We start from the raw sequence: 19,746 nt of genomic DNA, 5'->3' as shown, positions 1-19,746 counted from the left end.
CTAACTTTCTTGTCACAAATTATTACTATATTTGTGACAAGAAACTAGCCGTATGATGCCACAAAACATTGAAACACAAATACTGGAAAGGGTCAAACGAAAAGCAAAAGGAACACTTTTTTTACTGACAATATTTTAAAGGATGCGAATCCTGATGCAGTTCGTAAGGCTCTTGAACGCTTGGTGAAAGCCGGTAAAATTGACCGTGTAGCTACAGGTATCTACGTACGTCCTGTGATTGATGACATTATTGGAAAAGTGATGCCTGACATCGAGGAGATAGCCATTGCCATTGCCAAAAGAGACAGGGCCCGTATTCTTCCAACGGGAAGTTTCGCAATGTATAAATTAGGATTAACCACACAAGTTCCTTTGAACGTGGTTTACTATACAGATACTTCTGCCAGAAAAATACAAATTGGTAAACAGACCATTAACTTTAAAAAATCAAGCTCAAAAAACTTGGCTTTTGTTGGTGGGTTAAGCAAATTAGCTATTCAGGCAATGCGGACAATCGGTAAAGACCAAATAACAGATAATGAGCTTCGGCAGATCAAAAACATTTTAAAGAAGGAGAATCCAAAATACCTGCAACACGATTTACAAATAGCACCAGTTTGGATTAGGGAATTACTCAAAGGCACAATCAATGATTGATTTTTCACATTTAAGCGAATGGTTTAAGCTACCCGATAAAACCAAAGTCAGAATTTTTTCAGAAACAGCAAGACAACTTCCCTTGCCTTCTCCATCAGCTGCAGAAAAAGACTGGTGGGTGACACATACTCTGGCTGTAATCTTTACTATGGATTGTGCCAAGGCTTTAGTTTTTAAAGGAGGTACTTCTTTAAGCAAAGGTTGGAAACTCATTCAACGATTTTCCGAAGATATCGACTTGGCTTTAGATAGGGAGTATTTGAATTTTACAGGAGATTTATCCAAAGGTGATATCCGAAGGCTGAGAAGAAAGTCGTACGCTTTTATCAATGAAACTTTCACCCAAGAATTACAGGCAAAGTTCAAGGTATTAGGTTTTAGAAATGTAAAAATTAAACCCCGTGAGGTTGAAAACCATGACCAAGACCCATTGATTATCGAAATCTATTACCCAAAATTAACCGAAACGGATACTTATCTTAAACCCGGTGTTTTGGTTGAAGTGGGGAGTCGTTCACTCAAAGAACCTTACACTCAACGCACTTTCGGGACATTCGTTTCTGAAATTTACCCCGAAAATATCTTCGCCGATAATCCCGTTACTATTCCTACGGTAAACCCCGAACGTACCTTTCTGGAAAAGGTATTTCTTTTACACGAAGAGTTTCAGAAAACACCTGAAAAAATCAAGGTTGAACGACTAAGCCGGCATCTTTACGACATAGAGAAATTGAGCCAATCTGAATTTTTAGAAACAGCATTACAAAACCAGAGATTGTATAATACCATCGTAACACACCGGAGTAAATTCACTCCAATTTCTGGAATTGATTACGTCAACCACGCCCCAAAAAATATAAAGTTTGTTCCTCCTGAATACTTATTACCTCTATGGAAAAAAGATTATGCTGATATGTCCGAAAGTATGTTTTATGGAAAGTCATTATCATTTGAAAAACTTATTGAACGATTACTGGAATTACAAAAGAAAATCAACGGACTTGCCCAACGCTAAACCCATACAAAAATCTTTTTGTTCTCAAAATTTTGGCTAAAGCCAGAAAATTCGATTTGACCTTATAAATGGGCTACAGCCCATTCCTATTGAATTGATTTCTTTGATCCATCGGTTTAGGTTAAAATTTAGTAAAATGAAATGGTTCTTCTATTTTAATATCCTCCTGCTTTGGCTGGTGATAATAGGGTAATTTGGCACCGGTGGCTGAGCCTGTCGAAGTCAGTGGAGTCGAAGTCAACTTGGGTAGTTTTTTACCTAATTATTGTGATTATGGCATCAACGAAAGTTGAAAACTTTCCTCATATTGGGTCTAAGTTACACTTCGCTAAACTTAGACCAGGTAGAGAAGGCTTCTTTTATTTAGTGATTTTTAATGCAATCGCTAAAGTAAGGGCGCGGTGGCCGGGCCAAAACTACGAGGGGCGTTAGGCAACGTGTGGTGGGATTTAGTTTTGGCTAGATTTTTCTTTGGTTCGTTTCTTTTCATCAATGGAAAAGAAATGAACAGCAATCCAGTGGTTTTATGGATAAAATTACTTAACAATGCCAAACCCATCAGGCCATGTTTATCCAGTAACGCTTCTATTAATAATTTTCTTTCCTATTAATATAAAACTGAAATTAGTTAGTGGTGGTTTTAACTTTACAATTCCTTTTTTCTATACTATATCATTAACCTTGACTATTGTCACTTTTTTGCTACAGGTCAAAAAAGTAACCCAAAAACCCCGCCGCTGAGTATCTTTTCGGCTAAAAATTAAGGCTTCCCGCACACAGGCAAACTCCTCAGTTTTTGGTTTTCTCATATTTCGTTGATTATTGGATGTTTCATTAACCAAAAAATTCGTCAGACAGAGCCTGTGCCCTTGCCATACCCTGCTTAAATTTCTTCACGCCGAATAGCTACAAGGCGGAATTTAATGAATCACATAGTACCCATTCCTGGCCAACCAATTAGATATGAGTCAATGTATTCGCAATTTCAAGTAGAAACAGATCCTTTTCACCCTTCATTCTTCGTTTGATAAAGTAGGAATTTGGCACACAATTCTTATTCACTCAACTCCTTTATTGAAACCTTTCCATATCCAAATATTACAGAATAAGCCAAGAAACAAACCACTTGTACTTTTATTCGTATATTTAGGGTATGCAGCAAGAATTGAAGTCTGAGATAACCAAGCAACACATAGTGCATGAAGCATTTAAGCTTTTTTATGAAAACGGGTTTAAGGCTACAAGCATAAATGATGTTATGAAAGCTGCCAAAATGACCAAAGGGGCTTTCTACCACCATTATAAAAGTAAGGAGCAGCTTGGATTAGAGGTGATTGAATTGAAAATTCAAAAACGGGTTTACAATGCCATGGTTTTGCCTTTAAACGGTACTGGGAATGCCATGGAAATTCTAGAAAATACCTTTTTAAATAGAATTAAGTCCTTTCCTTTTTATGACAAGCAGCAAGGATGCCCGATGAATAACTTTATCAATGAAATTGGTAATTATGAAATTAGCTATCAATTGGCTTTAAAAAGCATTGTTGAAAAATGGAAAAAAGCACTTGTCATTCTTATTGAAAAAGGCAAGGAGCAAAACGCCATAAAAAAGGAAATTCCAAGTGAAGCAGTAGCCGTTTATCTGATTAGTGCTTTTGAAGGAATTAGAGGAATCAGGAAATTATATGACAATGATGTTATCTTGGATCAGTATATTTCTGGTTTGTCGGTATACCTCAATCAATTAAAATTTTAATTTTTTACCAAAAAACATACCGATAAGAATGTTTTTAACGTAAGTATTTACATGATGAAAAAGAACAGAAGAAATTTTATTAAGAATACAGCTTTACTTGGTATGGCTGGGGCAACAATTCCTCAGGTTGGTTTTGCAAGAAACAATGCAAGCGAGTTGGAGGCTAAAGTGATAGGGACAAGACCTAAGGTATTGTTTTTTGATGTTAATGAAACCTTGCTTGACTTAACAGCGATGAAGACAAGCGTTGGGGATTTACTCGGAGGCAGAAGTGAATTGTTGCCGCTGTGGTTTACCACCATGTTGCAATATTCCTTGGTCACTACCGTGGGCAGACAATACAATGATTTCGGAATAATTGGAGCCGCAGCCCTACAAATGGTCGCCGCTAACAATGGGATCTCTATTACGGAAAAAGAAGCCAGAGATGCTATTTTGGGCCCTATCCGCTCTTTGCCAGCACATCCAGAAGTCAAAGCGTCTTTACAACAATTAAAGGATGCTGGATACAAACTCGTTTCCTTTACCAACTCATCCAATAAGGGGGTGAAAACACAATTTGAAAACGCTGGACTGTTAGATTATTTTGAAGAAAGATTAAGTATTGAAGACATGGGTAAATTCAAACCGCATGCAGATGCCTACGACTGGGCAGCAAGAAAAATGGAGATAAAACCTTCTGAATGCTTATTGGTCGCAGCTCATGGATGGGACATTGCTGGTGCACTTTGGGCTGGTTGGAGAGGCGCTTTTATAAGCAGACCAGGTGCTCAATTGTATCCCCTTGCTCCAAAGCCAGAAATCATTGAAAATGATCTAGCATTGGTCACTAAAAAATTAATTAGCTTAAAATAAGATGAATAAAATAGCAAGTAAAATCATTAATATTATCTCAATTGTGGCAATGGGCTATTTTGCTATTCCTAAACTTTTGGCTAAGCCCATGAGTGTTGCAGGATTTGAACAATTTGAAAATGCTTTACACATCAATGCTGACTTTTTCAGGGTTTTCACGGGTTTAGCTGAAATCAGCATGGTGCTTTTGATAATTTATTTTGCCATTTCACAAGAAGTGAAAATTGGAATATTTGCTTATGCATTTCTATTCATTACCATGATTACGGCTTTGGGATTGGAGTTTTTTGCAAGGCCCGAACCAAAAATACCCTTGGTGATAATTGCTATTGTACTCGCCTTATTCTCTGTATTTCAGGTTTTTTATCTAAAAACAAAATTCAACTTTAAAGAAAATAAACTATGAAAATAGGTATTTTAGGAATGGGAGGCATTGGGAGTTTCATTGGCGCAAAACTTACCAAGAACTTTGAAAAGGATGAGGAGACCAAAGTGATATTTATTTGTCGCAATAAGACAAAGGAGGTCATTAACAAGGATGGACTTTCATTAATAACAGGCGATGAAATAATAAAATCAAAACCTTATTTAGCATCTGATAATCCGGATGAAATCGGATTACTTGATATTCTGATTGTTGCCACAAAATCATTTTCCTTAGCTGCAGCAATTGGTAAATATCAAGATTGTCTGAAAGAAGAGACAATTATAATTCCATTACAAAATGGAGTGAATGCAAAAGAAAGCATTGAAAAAAACATTGAGCACGACCCTTCAAAAATTCTTGAAGGCTGTATTTACATCGCTTCGAACATAGAAAAACCAGGAGTTGTAAAACACCTTGGCGGACCAGGGAAAATATTTTTCGGAAACAATGATGATTCAGATTTTGAATGGGTGGAGAAAGTATTGGTTAATGGTGGTTTAGATGCTACTTACACCAAAGACATCAAGGAGATTTTATGGAAAAAATACCTCTTTGTTTCTCCATTAGCTGTTATGACCACAGCACTTGATATCACATTTGGAGCTTTGGCCGAAGAACCCAAGTATATGGCTAAACTTGAAAAAATGATGAGAGAAGTACAAGCTTTAGCAGGCAAGTTCAATGTGACTTTGACTGAACAAAATATAGCCGATTCCTTGGCAATGCTCTCTAATTTCCCTTACAAATCTAAATCATCACTTCAACTGGATTTCGAAAACCAAAACAGCCAAACAGAAAAAGAGGATTTCCTGGATTTTGTTATAAAAAATGGCAAAAAGTTTGAGGTTAAAGTAGCTAACTACGAAGAAATGAACCAGAAAATAGAGGTGCTTCTTAAGGCTTAATAAATTTTCCTCAGGGTGATCTTATTGCATAATTCCATTTAACGCTTTAATAATTAGGGGATAAAGTAAGATTGGGTTCATTTACCCTATTTCCCCAGCCAGGCAAGGGCGTAATATCACAGCATCGGGTGAAGTCACGGTTCAGTGATTACACATTAAATGATTTTGGCGGCATTGTTGCCATTTTTCTGCACCAATGCTGACAAAATCACTTTAAGATTTGCATTTATCATAGACTCAAAACATCAAAATCATGAACTCAAATTGGCTTTCTCTTACATTTGGATTATTCTTTTTAGTCATTTCAAATTTTGCTTTTTCTCAAAACGAGGAATTAAAAGACCATATTCTTTTCTACAGTTCTTTTGACGGAAAAACTTCGGCAGATATAGCTGCTGGCGATCCACTAATATATACCGCTGATAACTATGGCGAAATAGAAAGTGCAAAGTCAGGTTTACACAATCCTGATGTTGTTTTAGCCAAAAACAAAGGCCTTAGCGGAGATGCCCTTTATTTCAAAAAGAAGAATAGTTCGGCTATTTATTTTAGCGGTAATAAAAACCTGGGATACAGTTCTACATCCTGGAGTGGGACCTTTTCGTTTTGGCTGCAATTGGACCCTGCGAAAGACCTGGAACCGGGTTTTTGCGACCCAATAAACCTCACGGACTCTAGATACAATGATGCCGCCTTATGGGTGGATTTTACAAAAGATGATCCGAGAGAATTCAGGTTAGGCGTTATGGGAGATTTGGAGGTATGGAATCCTGAAAATAAAAACGATGAAGCCAAGACAAAAAAACGAACGGTTACCGTAACCCAGCCTCCTTTTAAAAGTGGAAAATGGACACATATTGTAATTACCTATTCCGAGATAAACACAAATAAATCTTCCAGTAAGTTATACCTAGATGGGCAGTTGAAGGGAGCTGTTGAAGGTGTTAATGATCCCTTTACATGGGAGGAAGAAAATGCCAAGATTATGCTTGGCCTAAGTTATGTTGGGTTGATGGATGAGCTTACAGTTTTCGATAAGGTTTTGGATTCCAATGAAGTGAAGTTTGTTTACGAGCAGAAAAATGGTATGAAGTCTTTGTTCTAAAAGTGGTATGGCTAAGAACAGTTAAATGTTTTTATACAATAGCTTAGGTGGGCGGGAGTTGAGTAATTCGACACCGGTGGCTGAGCCTGTCGAAGTCAGCGGTGTTGAAGTAAACTTGGAGTGTCTCTACCTATTTTAGCTTTGACGGCAACCTGATGATTATTTCACGAAAGTTGAAAACTTTCCTTATTTTGGGCCTAAGTTACGCTTCGCTAAACTTAGGCCAGGTAGGAACTTAGACCAGTTAGGATTAAAAGGTCAACGTTTACTAATTATCATCCCACCACACAACCCAAATATTCAACCAAATGCTATCCAACGAAACCCTTGAATACATTTCAGTCTTAGAACAGGAATTTAGCCGTTATGCCAATAAAGAACTGGCATTGCAGCAAGGGGCATATTTGCGGAATCAATTCCAGTTTTTTGGGATTTCTACCCAGCATAGAAGAGCCATCCAAAGTCCTTTTTTGCACAAAGCCATGCTTCCACCAAAGACTGAGCTTCATGAATTGGTAAAGGTTTTATGGAGTAGGAACGAGAGGGAGTTTCATTACTTTGCCCAAGAACTTTCATTGAAATACATGAAAGTCATAGAGAAAGAGGACATCCATCTTTATGCGCACATGGTGGCTCATCAATCTTGGTGGGATACGGTAGATATGATCGCTAATAAATTGATGGGCAATTACTTTCTGCTTTTTCCTGAAGAAAAGGAGTCGCACATAAACAAATGGTTGCGGTCCAATAATATTTGGTTGCAAAGGAGTGCGCTGCTGTTTCAGTTAAAGTACAAGGATAAAATGGATCTCGCCCTTTTAGTGAAGTGCATTCACCATTTATTGAGATCTGATGAATTTTTTATCAATAAAGCCATTGGCTGGGTACTGCGAGAATACAGTCGTACCGACCCTGAGTGGGTGCAGGAATTTGTAGACGATACAGCATTAAGTCCTTTAAGTAAAAGAGAAGCTTTAAGGTTAATTTCTTGAAGTGGGAAAGAGAATAGGACTTAGACCGCTGTTTCTTTGTTTTTTATTACTACTTTTAAAGTTATTTTTGGAACTTACTAAAAGGTCTAATCCTTAAAAGTATTGCCAATAATTCTACTTTTCTTGAGCTTACCTCAGTCCCTTAATAAGGTTAAAAAATAATTGAATAGACAGAACGAATGCTTTTTAACTCAATTGACTTTGCAATATTTTTACCGATAGTTTTTATACTTTATTGGCTTGTTTCAAGCAAAAGCTTGAAGTTGCAAAACTTTCTAATCGTTGCAGCAAGTTATTTGTTTTATGGATGGTGGGACTGGAGATTCTTGTCTTTGATATTATTCAGTACTGTAGTAGACTATGCTATAGGAAATAGACTGAAGATTGAAGGTAATCCAACAAAAGGAAAGTTTTACTTTATACAAGTATTTTTGTAAATCTAGGTTTCCTGGGGTTCTTTAAATATTACAACTTCTTTTTAGACAATTTTATTTCTGCCTTTTCATTTTTTGGAACAGAAATAAATGCAAGTTCATTAAACATTATTTTACCGGTAGGGATAAGCTTTTATACCTTTCAAACTTTAAGTTATTCAATTGATGTGTACAAAAGAAAACTTGAACCAACGGATGATTTTATTGCTTTTTCTGCCTTTGTAAGTTTTTTCCCACAATTAGTTGCCGGTCCTATTGAAAGGGCAACCAATTTGTTACCTCAATTTTACAAAAAACGGACATTTGATTATTCAAAAGCGGTAGACGGCATGCGCCAAATTCTTTGGGGCTTGTTTAAAAAGATGGTGATTGCAGATAATTGCGCTCAATATGCCAATTTGATTTTCAATAATTCATCAGATTATTCCGGCAGCACATTGGTTTTGGGTGCCGTATTTTTCAGCTTTCAAATTTATGGTGACTTCTCAGGCTATTCGGATATAGCCATAGGAACTTCCAGACTTTTTGGCTTTAATTTGATGCAGAACTTCAATTTCCCCTATTTTTCAAGGGACATTGCAGAATTTTGGAGACGGTGGCATATTTCCCTGTCCACTTGGTTTAGAGATTACTTATATATTCCACTAGGCGGAAGTCGTGGCGGAACGTGGATGAAAGTAAGAAATACATTTATTATTTTTATCGTGAGCGGGTTTTGGCATGGAGCAAATTGGACTTTTATTGTCTGGGGTGCGTTAAATGCAGTCTTCTTCTTACCTCTATTATTGACAAAGAACAATCGAAATAATCTTAAACCGGTTGCCCAGGGAAAGGCTTTACCTAGCATTAAAGAATTTGCATATATGCTGCTAACCTTTGGTTTAATTGTGACTGCTTGGATATTTTTCAGAGCAGAAAATATTGGGCATGCCATAAGCTATATTTCTGAAATTTTATCACCTTCACTTTTCTCAATCCCACAATTTGATGGGAGAGGAAGGGCTTTTGTTGCAATAGTTCTTGTTGCAATTTTTGTTATGCTTGAATGGAAAGGACGTGAAGGGCAATATGCCATTGCCCATTTGGGGCAAAATTGGTACAGGCCCATTAGGTGGTCATTTTATGCGTCAATAATTTTTGCAATTGGAATGTTTATGCCCTCGGTTGAATCCCCTTTTATTTATTTTCAGTTTTAGAATTCTATGAAAAAATTCAGCCTAAATACATTTAAATTTTTATTATTTACCTGTTTGTTTTATTTGGTCATGTTGTTTGTTTGGACTAACCTCACGCCTAATAAATTTAAACCGAATGTAAGTTATAAGATAGGTGCCAATGGACATCTGTTTTCAAGGATTTCTGAAATAAAGAATCAAAGTAATTTAGATGTTTTATTCTTGGGTTCATCTCATTCCTATCGGGGGTTTGATCCACGAATATTTACAAAATACGGGTACAAAACATTTAACTTAGGGTCCAGTTCTCAAACTCCTCTCCAAACCAAAGTTCTTTTTAATAGGTATATGGATTCTTTAAACCCAAAAATGGTAATATATGAGGTTTTTCCTGCGACATTTAACGTTGATGGGGTTGAATCATCACTTGATGTAATTTCTAATGATAAAAATGATTTTAATTCCTTCGAAATGGCTTTAAAAATCAACAACATTAAAACTTACAATACATTTTTTTATGCCCTTATTCGAGATTTATTAGGCCTAAATGAATCCTTTAATGAATCTATTTATAAAGGAAAAGATAAGTATGTATCAGGCGGGTTTGTGGAAAATAAAGTTGAGTTTTTTAAACCCTTTCCTTTTGAAAAAAGAAAAGTAAACATTAAAGATTATCAGCTTGAATCTTTTTTAGAAATCGTGAATGAATTGAAAAAAAGAAACATACCGTTAATTCTGGTTTATGCCCCCATTTCTAAAGTCCACTTTGATAGCTATACGAACACAGACTATCTTGATAGTTTAATGAGTACGTATTCAGTCTATTATAATTTTAATAATATCATTTCTTTAAATGATTCATTACATTTTAGTGATTCTCATCACTTGAATCAAAGCGGTGTGGAATTATTTAACAAAAAACTAATTGAGATATTGAATAAAGAATAGGCAATACCATGTGAAAAGCCTAGTCTCAGAGAGTCGTAAACCAGGGGAAGCAGCCCACTACTACTTCTTGAACAGTAAATTAGCAAGGCAAACCGCCGGAGTTATCCAATTGATGGATCCCTCTAAATTCTTTTTACTTAGATTAAAACACTTTACAGGCAAGATTCAAAACTACTAATTAATTGGGTGTATAAAGGGGTGTTTAGTTTTGTTGTGTTTTTATTTTTTATATATTAAAGTTTAGCTAACTGCTACGCCATGAAAAACTTACCGCTCCTGTTATTATTGGTCTTTATTTCCTTTGCATCTTGTAATGAAAAATCAAGCAAAAATCTTGACAAGGAAATGCAAGGGTTTGAGGATTTGGAAGAGTTGACAGCAGATTTTAGTACTTGGTGGAACTACCATTATTACAAAATCTCTTTTTCATCGGACTTTATAGCGCTTGATGAAAATGCTAAAGTAATCTCAAAAAAAGATTTCCTGATAAAATTAACATCTGGAAACTACATTAGCATTGAGAGCAAGGTGAAAGCTAAGGCCGATTCCATCAGCTATAAACTGGTTAGATTACCTGAAGGTGCGGATAAAAGCATTTCGACTACCATTAAAAATTCAGCGGCACAGGCTTTTGGATATTATGAAATGGAAGGTAAAAAATTCCCAGAAATTGACTTAACAGCTATCAATGGGCAGCAGTACAAAAATGAAAGCCTAATAGGGAAAATCACGATAATTAAAACCTGGTTTATCGCCTGCAAACCTTGCATAGCTGAGATGCCTGAATTAAATGAGTTTGTACATAAGTACCGCAATGAAAGTGACATACAATTTTTAAGCCTGGCCACAGATTCTCAATCTTCCTTAGAAGACTTTTTAACCAAGAGGGCATTCGATTATGTGGTTTTTCCGGATCAAGAAGAACTGATTATTGATCAATTGAATTTACAGGCCTATCCCACGCATCTGGTGCTTGATAAAAACGGCAACATTAAGAAAATTTTCAATAAAGCCTCCGAATTAATGGCCTACATCGATGGGCACAAATCACTTTTAAAAATTTAGGGAAAAGGTATCCGCCAGTCCTGTATTTAACTGAATGGGATTTGCTAGATATTCCTCGGAAGTATGTTGACCCTCTGGGTTTAGTGTGTATAAAATTAAATTTAAGATTGGTTTAAGTTTTGCGAAGCGTAAATCAGGCCAGATAGGGTGACAATTAATTTAAACCAATGTCCTATAATCCAAATATTCATCATCGAAAGTCTTTGCGGTTGACCGGTTACGATTATTCGCAGGCAGGTGCATATTTTATTACCATTTGTTGTCACAAACGAATTCATCGTTTTGGAGAAATTGAAAACAATGAAATGATATTGAATGAATACGGAACACATGCCTATAATGAATGGGCGAAATTACCAGAGCGATTTAATAATTTTGTATTGGATGGTTTTCAAATAATGCCAAATCATATGCACGGCATTATTATTTTGAATGCCGTAGAGGCGGGGTTCACCCCCTCCCAAATAGAAAATAACAATAATGAAATTGGGCAACCGCCAGGGTTGACCCTAACAATATCCGATGATATTAATGATATTCCCATCCGTCCGAATGCATCCGTTGGTGATATTGTTGGTGCATATAAATCCTTGGTTGCAAATAAATGTCTGAAAATTTTCAAATTGAAAAATAGAATGATGGGGAAATTTTGGCAACGCAATTACTATGAACACATAGTCCGAAATGAACAATCCTATCAAACGATTTCAAAATACATTGTTAATAATCCGAAAAAATGGGGAGATGATAAATTTTATTATTGATGAACAAACCATACTCTCCCCAAAAAAGTAAAAGCCGTTCCAATTTGGAACGGCTTTTACACTTTTATTTACATTTAAAACGTCTCTTAATTTACATCCCACCACAAGTAAGTGGCTCCGTCATCTCCTCCAATGGCTTGTCCAGCCGCAGAACGGTTGGTGCCATTTAAGGTTTGCTCATTGACAGGGTAAATCACCCTTTTTGGAATTGTCAGTTGACTTGCTCCTTCTATTGCTGGAGGTTGTAAAGCTGGCCAATCCAATCTTCTCCATTCCAACCAGGCATCATACCCGCGATTGTACAGGGAAATCCATTTTTGGTTGCCAATCTTTTGACGCCAATCTCCTGAAGCTGTTGAATAATTAACATCCTCTTGTGCAAGGTAGGCTGTAGTCTCGCTGTCCGTTCCACCCCAGTAGGCTATGGATGCAGCAATCGCATTGTTATAATGTTCCTCTGCAGTTCCTGGCACATTAAAGCCTCTTTCAATAGCCTCTGCAAGCAGGAATTCCACTTCTGAATAATCTACTAACAATGCCTCGAAAGTAGGGTCTGTGACCATTGGGTTGATGGTTGAGAAATCCGAATAAGAATTTGAAAAACCATATTTTCCTCCTATATATTCACCATCTACTTGGGTGAAATAAAAGACCCTTCTGGGATCATTCAGTTCGTTCATTGCATCAACCAAAGTATTGGCCACAACATAATCTTGTCTGGAAGTAAATAATGGATTTATCTCTTCGGAAACAGGGTTGTTATTAGGTGGTGCACTCAGATATGGAAAGGCACCACTGTCCATATTGGCGGTGAATACATTGGGCGCGGCCGCTTCAACTAAACCCTGAGCAAGGCTTGGGTTTACATCCGCAATGACCATCGCCAGTTTTAGTTTTAGAGAATTACCAAATTTCACCCACATATCCATATCTCCTGAATACATGATATCTGCCTCCTCAAAACCTACAGCATCTACGTTAATCATGTTCAAGCCCTCATCAAGTCGGGTAAGAACTGCATTGTAAACCGTTTCTGCGTCGTCATAGGAAGGAAGAGAATTTTCTGGATTCAAAGCCTCTGAGTAAGGGACATCTCCGAAAGTATTCAGCAATACAGACCAGGAAAACACTTCCATAATTTCTATTTGTGCCAATTGGTTGCTTTTGACTTCCTCTGTGATATTGATGTCTAATGCCACCAACCTTTTGGATTCTTTTAAATCCGCTAAAACATCCCGATAAAGGGCTACCCATACGTTTTGTGGAATAAGTCGGGTAGTCATATTATACCTTGGCTCATCCAAATACTGCGTTGTGGTCCAATGCTGTACATAGAACCTATAATTATTTACGTTTACATCTGGAGTGGTAATCACATCCGTGAGTTCCTTAACTGCGCCTGTAAATAAGGTAGCAGGGGGAACCTCAATTGCACTCTTTTGATCTACATTGTAGTCGTCCAAATTATCTACGCATGATGCCATCAGCGCCATGGAGATTATACTTATAAAAATCTTTTTCATCTTTTCTGGTTTAGAAATTTAACCGAACATTAAAACCATAATTCTTCAAAGCAGGATATGCACCTCCCTGATAACCTCTTCCGGCATTACCGGAGCTCAAACCTTCCTCTGGATCGGAAAATTCCATGTTCTTATGGATGATCCATAGATTACGGCCTATAAGTTGCAGGTCGACACTCTGAAAAACCCCCATTTTTTGAATCCAGGCAGGGGGTAGGGTGTAAGTCACCGCCACTTCTCTTAATTTCACAAAACTCCCATCAAAAGTATACAGGGAACGTGGGGTCTCACCATAATTGTTGGCCGCATAACCAAATGGGGTTATGCCATCGCCATTAAGGTTTTCGGCATAGATGTCATTGGGACTGCCGTCTGCTTTTACTCCCGGTAACAAAACTCCACCGCCATCTGCTACAGGCAGTCTTGAAGGATTTCCCTTGTCATTCAAGGCTGCGGTTAAAGGATATAATCCTGTTCCTTCACCATAATATTGATCCAGGGAGAAAATGTCACCTCCGCTACGGATATCGATTAGAAAACCTAAGGAAATGCCTTTATACGTAATGGTATTGTTAATACCACCAATCCAGTCAGGATTTGGATCACCTATGATTTCATCTGAATTATCTGAAACCATATAGTAACCATCTTCATTGACGGTTCTTTCTCCATTGGTATAAACAAAGTCTTTGCCTCTAATAACTCCATAAGGTTGACCTACGGCCGCATTGACGGATACGCCACCTTGGAAAGAAGCTATGGGAACATTTAATACCTCGTTTTCTCCTTCTCCATATAGACTAATTACCTCATTTCTGTTTCGGGCGAAATTCAAGTTCATGGTCCATTGAAAATCTTGGGTCTGAATGGGAGTTACAAAGGCAGAAACCTCAATTCCCTGGTTTTGAACTTCTCCAGCATTGACAAACCTCTTGGTATAGCCACTTGCTGCAGATGTATTCACCGGCAAAATCTGATTGATGGTGTTTGATTTATAATAAGTTACATCAAATCCAAAGAGTCTGTCAAAAAAGTCAGCTTCTACACCTGCCTCAAAACTTTTTTGCCTTTCAGGCAATAAGAAGTTATTGTTTCTTGTGCTGGGAAGAGAGAATATAGGAATAGATCCATAGCCTGTCTGCGCATCATATACGTCATACAAACTCAAAGCAGGGGCATCATTACCCACTTCTGCATAATTCGCCCTGACTTTACCATGCGACAACCAGGAAGCATCCAATAATTTAGAAAACACTAAGTTAGCTGCTGCTGCTGGATAGAAGTAAGTGTTGTTGTCTTCAGGCAAAGTAGTAGACTTGTCCTGACGAGCAGATACTTCCACAAACAAGGTCTCTTTGTAACCAAAGTTGGCGTTTGCAAATACTCCATCAACACCTATATCTTGTACTTCTTCAAATGGTGGTTGGATGGCATTCCGTGAATTGGAAAGACTGTATAACCCCGGCACTACCAAACCACCATTGGTACTGGCCCTTATGGAACTCATCCTGCTTCTACGCAAATTAGACCCTAACAAGCCTGTAAAGCTGATGTCCTCTGATATGTCCTTGTTGAAGTTTAACAAAAGGTCAAAGTTGGACTCATTAAAATCTCTATTGAATCTAGTATATTGGCTAACATCTGCACTACCAATGGCTACACGTTCTTCTTGAAGATCGGTGGTAGTATTGAAAGACGCCCGGCCCATCACACTGAACCAATCGTTAACCTTATAGTTTACTGAGGCATAGCCATAATAATTGTCCCTGCTGTCATTGGAATAATTTTGATACCTTGACCAATATAAGTTGTCTGAATATATAGGGCCGGTATTGGCACTATTCCAGTTCCAGGTAATGTTTTGTTCATTTCTCCAGTAAGCAGCTTCCTGATCCCGAATGTCCACATTGGTTTGCCACCATTGCCTGAATTGTTGGTTGGGGTTTCTTCCATTGTAGCCGGTTCCGTACCGACCCATACCTACAGTTCGTGCATAGTTTCCAGACGCGGTAACTGTCAGTCGATCCGTTGCTTTATAAGACGCGGTAAAGTTGAACTGATCCTTGTCTATGGTACTGTTTGGCAAATTTCCTTTTATATCATTACGGGTGTATCCTAAACTAAATGTGGCATCTTCTCCACCACCACTCAAAATAATACTCTGATTGGAATTTAACCCTGTTTCATAAAAGGTGCTTGGATCATTTTGAGCAGCAACCCAAGGAGTCATTTGACCAAAGGTTGGAGAAAATGGATCAATCGCATCCCACTGATAGACCATAAGTCCTGGATCAAATGCAGGACCATAAGAAGCATCATCCTGAAACCTTACCACAGGCCCCACTCCACTCCCAAGATCCTGGGGTGTTCGGAAAGCGCCTGAATAACCTGCTCCGTAATCTTTTTGGTACCTAACAAAGGTGCTTTTGTCAATTTGACTCCATACAACACCGGTATTTACGGTAAGGGCCATGCTGTTTTCTTTCCCTTTTTTAGTGGTAATCATGATTACACCATTGGCAGCACGTGATCCGTACAATGCGGTAGCCGCGGCTCCTTTCAAAACGTTGACAGATTCTATATTGTCGGGATTTAAATCTGCTGCTGCGTTTCCAAAGTCAGTACCAACACGACCTTCTTGCTGGTTTCCATAACTTTCATTCGCCTGGTAGGCTTTAGTACTTGTGTTGTTGTTCGCGTTGCTTATTGGCACTCCGTCAATCACAAAAAGGGCTTGGTTGTTCCCTGTTATAGAGGAATAACCCCTTATAATAACATTGGTAGATCCACCCATGGTGTTATTGCTCCTAATGTCCAGGCCGGCTACTTTTCCCGAAAGGGAATTTACAAAATCCGGGCTCCTGGTACGGGTGATCATGTCCCCATCAACTTCCTGTGCAGAATAGGCCAATTCATTTCTATTCCTCTCCACACCCAAAGCGGTTATCACTACTTCAGAGAGTTCCCTCACGTCTTGAAGTAATACTACATCGATTGTGCTTCGGTTTCCGATAGTTGCTTCTTGGGCAACAAAGCCAACAAAGCTAAATACCAGCAGGTTTGAACCTTCTGGAACGGCTAAGGTATAGTTGCCGTCAATGTCTGATATTGCCCCAACCATAGTTCCTTTAACACGTATGTTTACGCCCGGAATACCTTCCGGTTCATCTGCGGAAGTTATCCTCCCGGTTACAGTTTTACTTTGTGCTAGCACAGAAAACACTGTACCTATTACCAGCGCAAAGCAGAGTAAAGTATTCTTCATAATTTCATGATTTAAGTTAAAAGTATAAACCAAATAATACCCCGAATGTTTAATTAAAAATCACACGGAATTCACTTAGGCTAATCGCTACAAAAACAGTTCCGAAATTCATTAATTACAGAATTAATTATAATATTAGTATAACAAACTGTTAAGTTAATTTCAAACCTGTCAATAAACCCCAAACAGGGTGTTTCAGAATGGGTTTTGTCTTCCTAATGCAACTTTTTTACTAGGAGATGCTTAGAATAAAATACATTGGCATTTACGTGATTTAGGGTTGATTCAAAACTAATCAGCCTCTCGCTTTTGCTGTCGCTCCTGTTTTTTGAAATACCTACGGAATAGAAAGTTGTGTTTGAGGGCTTCCATATTTGCATTCAATTTCTCAGCAGCTTCCTTTATATTAACCATTGTACTGTCAATGTTCTTGGACAAAGCTTCATCTTGTGTGAAATGGTTAAAAGTTCCTTTTCCAGATTTTATCTCAGTAAGGTATTCCTCCAGATTTTGTGTTACACTGTTAATGCCTTTACTTGATTTTTCGAGATTAAAAAACACGGCTTTCATTTGGCTGGCTGAGATCGTGTCGCTTAACAAAACAGCAGCAGTGCTTTCATTGTAATTCACTTGCTCAATAATAGCATTTACACGTGTGACCAATGTTGAGGTACTCTGGGTTGCATTTTTTAGCGCTATTAATGACTGACGAATGTCCCGGGCCAGCAGGGTATCGCTTAATAGTGTACCTAAGGTGCCTTTACCCTGTAAAATTTTTTGGGTGATTTTTAGCAAATCTTCGGTGAGCAAGGCCGCATTTTCATTGGTTGTGCTTAGCGTAGAAAGCATGTCATCGGTCCCAACTTTGCTGTAGGACTGAATGGTATCTCCTGAACTAACTGATGTTGTGTTTTGTTCATTTCCAGGAACAATGTTTACCACCATACTTCCTACCAATCCATCGGAGCCGATAAAGGTAATGGCGTCTTTTTTGATAAATCTGGAGATTTTATCTTCCACCATCAATTGGATACGGATGTTTCTTTCATCAATCATTTCTATTTTACTCACGGTGCCCACATCAATCCCAGAATAACGCACGTTGTTCCCTGTTTGTAGCCCATTTACGTTTTCAAAAATACTATACAGCTGAATGTTACTGCTGAAAATATGTTGGCGCATTCCTACAAAATAGAGGATTGCGATGAGTAGTACAGTACCGATCACTACAAATAGGCCTACTTTCGCTTTGTAAGAATTTGATTTTCCCATAATTTTAGTTTTTAAAGAATGCCTGTACTTTTGGGTCCTTCGAGTTCGAAAGCTCATCAAAACTCCCTTCGACATAATTGGTACCATCTACCAATAAAATCATACGATTTGAGATTACCCTTGCACAATCCACATCGTGGGTGATAATAAGGGAAGAGGTATGGTATTTTTTTTGAATATTCCGCATCAACTCGATAATCTCCTTTGCCGTAATCGGATCCAAACCTGTTGTTGGCTCATCATAAATTATAATTTTTGGTTTTAAGATTAAAGCACGTGCCAATGCCACTCGTCGCTGCATTCCTCCAGAAAGTTCCGCTGGCATTAAATCCATAGTATCCGACAGACCCACGTTTTCCAATGCTTCCCTTACGAGTGCTTCAGTACTTTCAAAATCAGCTACCTTATGGGTTTGGCGCCTAAGAGGAAATTCCAGGTTTTCACGTACTGTCATGGAATCATATAGTGCACTGCCCTGGAATAGAAATCCGATTTCAGTGCGGAGTAAATCCAATTCTTTATGACCCATAGTAATAATGTCCTGGTTTTTAATGGTAATACTTCCACTGTCTGGCTGTATTAAGCCCACCAAACATTTGACCATTACCGATTTTCCTGATCCTGACTTGCCCATTACGACCAGGTTTTCGCCTTCAAAAAGTTTCAGGTTAAAGTCTACGAGCACATGGTTGTCTCCAAAACTTTTGTGAAGGCTTCTTAACTCTAATACGGGTTTTAAGTTTTCTTTGGAATCCATCAGATTTCGAAAAATATATCAGTTACAAACACAGCAATAAAATCAATTACAAACAAGAGCATGGAAGTATAGACTACAGCAGAATTTGAAGCTTCTCCCACACCTACGGTTCCCTTGGAACAATTGTACCCCTTATAGCAACCTACCAGCCCAATGGCAAAACCGAAGAAAACGGATTTCACTGTAGCTGGGATGATATCACTAAAACTGAGTGCATCAAAAACCTGGTTGAAATAGAGCATATAGGAGACATGACCTTTTAGATTTTCGATAATGGCTGAACCAAATAGTGCAATAACATCGCCCATTATTATCAATAGAGGCAACATCAAAGTAGTGGCCAAAATGCGGGTAACGACCAGGTATTTAAAGGGGTTGTTTCCTGAAACCTCCATTGCGTCTATTTGTTCCGTAACCCGCATAGAACCCAGTTCGGCCCCTATTCCGGAACCAATTCTACCAGCACAGATAAGGGCAATAATTACAGGGCCAATTTCTCTGACTATAGAAATGCCTACCATTGAGGGCATCCAGGATTCTGCCCCAAATTCCATTAGGGTGGGGCGTGACTGTAGGGTGAAAACAAGCCCTAGAATAAATCCGGTTACCCCAACCAAAAGCAAAGAACGGTTTCCTATATTATAGGACTGACGAAGTAGTTCTTTAAACTCAAAGGGCTGGCTGAAAACTTCCTTGAAAAAGCGCCCTGAAAAAAGCGCCATATCACCTATTTCGGTGAAAAATGATTCAGAACGGGTCTTTATAGAGGTTGATTTAGCCATTTTAAGGATCTTGGCATTTAAGATTGAATAGATTTCGAATTTAGGGATG

At 38.1% G+C, this 19,746-nt stretch carries 16 protein-coding genes and 1 pseudogene; 12 read left to right on the top strand and 5 right to left on the bottom strand.

The genetic code is table 11. The features are described from left to right. The first annotated feature begins 132 nt into the window (after window positions 1-132). The 12 genes and pseudogenes from ADICYQ_RS24870 to ADICYQ_RS24810 all read left to right on the top strand — a co-directional run bounded on the left by ADICYQ_RS24870 (window position 133) and on the right by ADICYQ_RS24810 (window position 12,098). On the top strand, window positions 133-657 hold the full coding sequence (locus tag ADICYQ_RS24870) for a DUF6088 family protein (protein ID WP_200861928.1): 525 nt from the start codon (window positions 133-135) through the stop codon (window positions 655-657). Further along, window positions 650-1,672 (top strand): nucleotidyl transferase AbiEii/AbiGii toxin family protein, encoded by a 1,023-nt coding sequence (locus tag ADICYQ_RS24865; RefSeq protein ID WP_020888507.1) that lies wholly within the window; start codon window positions 650-652, stop codon window positions 1,670-1,672. The genes ADICYQ_RS24870 and ADICYQ_RS24865 overlap by 8 nt, the downstream gene beginning before the upstream one ends. A 1,153-nt stretch (window positions 1,673-2,825) precedes the next feature. Next, window positions 2,826-3,428, top strand: coding sequence for a TetR/AcrR family transcriptional regulator (locus ADICYQ_RS24855; RefSeq protein ID WP_040418100.1), 603 nt, complete (start codon window positions 2,826-2,828; stop codon window positions 3,426-3,428). A 51-nt stretch (window positions 3,429-3,479) separates the two neighbouring features. Beyond that, window positions 3,480-4,283: a haloacid dehalogenase type II gene (locus ADICYQ_RS24850; protein ID WP_020888503.1), complete on the top strand. Its 804-nt coding sequence runs from the start codon at window positions 3,480-3,482 to the stop codon at window positions 4,281-4,283. A 1-nt stretch (window position 4,284) separates the two neighbouring features. Then, window positions 4,285-4,689, top strand: coding sequence for a DoxX family protein (locus tag ADICYQ_RS24845; protein ID WP_020888502.1), 405 nt, complete (start codon window positions 4,285-4,287; stop codon window positions 4,687-4,689). After that, window positions 4,686-5,615, top strand: a complete 930-nt coding sequence (locus tag ADICYQ_RS24840) for a ketopantoate reductase family protein (protein WP_020888501.1) — start codon at window positions 4,686-4,688, stop codon at window positions 5,613-5,615. Before ADICYQ_RS24845 ends, ADICYQ_RS24840 begins: the two co-directional genes overlap by 4 nt. 253 nt (window positions 5,616-5,868) lie before the next feature. Continuing rightward, window positions 5,869-6,720, top strand: a complete 852-nt coding sequence (locus ADICYQ_RS24835; protein ID WP_020888500.1) for a LamG-like jellyroll fold domain-containing protein — start codon at window positions 5,869-5,871, stop codon at window positions 6,718-6,720. 308 nt (window positions 6,721-7,028) lie between these two features. Next, window positions 7,029-7,712, top strand: a complete 684-nt coding sequence (locus tag ADICYQ_RS24830; RefSeq protein ID WP_020888499.1) for a DNA alkylation repair protein — start codon at window positions 7,029-7,031, stop codon at window positions 7,710-7,712. A gap of 179 nt (window positions 7,713-7,891) precedes the next feature. Beyond that, window positions 7,892-9,342 (top strand): annotated as a pseudogene (locus tag ADICYQ_RS24825) (MBOAT family O-acyltransferase). A 6-nt stretch (window positions 9,343-9,348) separates the two neighbouring features. After that, entirely contained in the window at window positions 9,349-10,269 is a 921-nt protein-coding gene (locus ADICYQ_RS24820; protein ID WP_020888496.1) for a hypothetical protein, read from the top strand. 258 nt (window positions 10,270-10,527) lie between these two features. Beyond that, a complete protein-coding gene (locus tag ADICYQ_RS24815; protein ID WP_020888495.1) occupies window positions 10,528-11,334 on the top strand; it encodes a TlpA family protein disulfide reductase in 807 nt (268 codons plus the stop codon). Window positions 11,335-11,501: 167 nt separating this feature from the next. Continuing rightward, a complete protein-coding gene (locus ADICYQ_RS24810; protein ID WP_020888494.1) occupies window positions 11,502-12,098 on the top strand; it encodes a transposase in 597 nt (198 codons plus the stop codon). Between the two features lie 86 nt (window positions 12,099-12,184). Here the strand turns inward: ADICYQ_RS24810 and ADICYQ_RS24805 are convergent, their stop codons facing one another. The 5 genes from ADICYQ_RS24805 to ADICYQ_RS24785 all read right to left on the bottom strand — a co-directional run bounded on the left by ADICYQ_RS24805 (window position 12,185) and on the right by ADICYQ_RS24785 (window position 19,697). After that, the gene (locus tag ADICYQ_RS24805; RefSeq protein WP_020888493.1) at window positions 12,185-13,621 is read right to left on the bottom strand and encodes a SusD/RagB family nutrient-binding outer membrane lipoprotein; all 1,437 of its coding nucleotides are present in this window, start codon (window positions 13,619-13,621) and stop codon (window positions 12,185-12,187) included. 10 nt (window positions 13,622-13,631) lie between these two features. Beyond that, window positions 13,632-16,886: a SusC/RagA family TonB-linked outer membrane protein gene (locus tag ADICYQ_RS24800; RefSeq protein ID WP_020888492.1), complete on the bottom strand. Its 3,255-nt coding sequence runs from the start codon at window positions 16,884-16,886 to the stop codon at window positions 13,632-13,634. 291 nt (window positions 16,887-17,177) lie between these two features. Beyond that, window positions 17,178-18,158: an MlaD family protein gene (locus ADICYQ_RS24795; RefSeq protein ID WP_020888491.1), complete on the bottom strand. Its 981-nt coding sequence runs from the start codon at window positions 18,156-18,158 to the stop codon at window positions 17,178-17,180. Between the two features lie 4 nt (window positions 18,159-18,162). Next, complete coding sequence (locus ADICYQ_RS24790; RefSeq protein ID WP_020888490.1) at window positions 18,163-18,915, bottom strand: ABC transporter ATP-binding protein; 753 nt, start codon at window positions 18,913-18,915, stop codon at window positions 18,163-18,165. Next, window positions 18,915-19,697 (bottom strand): MlaE family ABC transporter permease, encoded by a 783-nt coding sequence (locus ADICYQ_RS24785; protein ID WP_020888489.1) that lies wholly within the window; start codon window positions 19,695-19,697, stop codon window positions 18,915-18,917. The genes ADICYQ_RS24790 and ADICYQ_RS24785 overlap by 1 nt, the downstream gene beginning before the upstream one ends. Window positions 19,698-19,746 lie beyond the last annotated feature (49 nt).

The organism is Cyclobacterium qasimii M12-11B (genome assembly GCF_000427295.1).
In the GTDB taxonomy this organism is placed as follows: Bacteria; Bacteroidota; Bacteroidia; order Cytophagales; family Cyclobacteriaceae; genus Cyclobacterium; species Cyclobacterium qasimii.
Note: the sequence above shows the minus strand (reverse complement) of the source record. Positions and strands in the feature narration are given on the sequence as shown.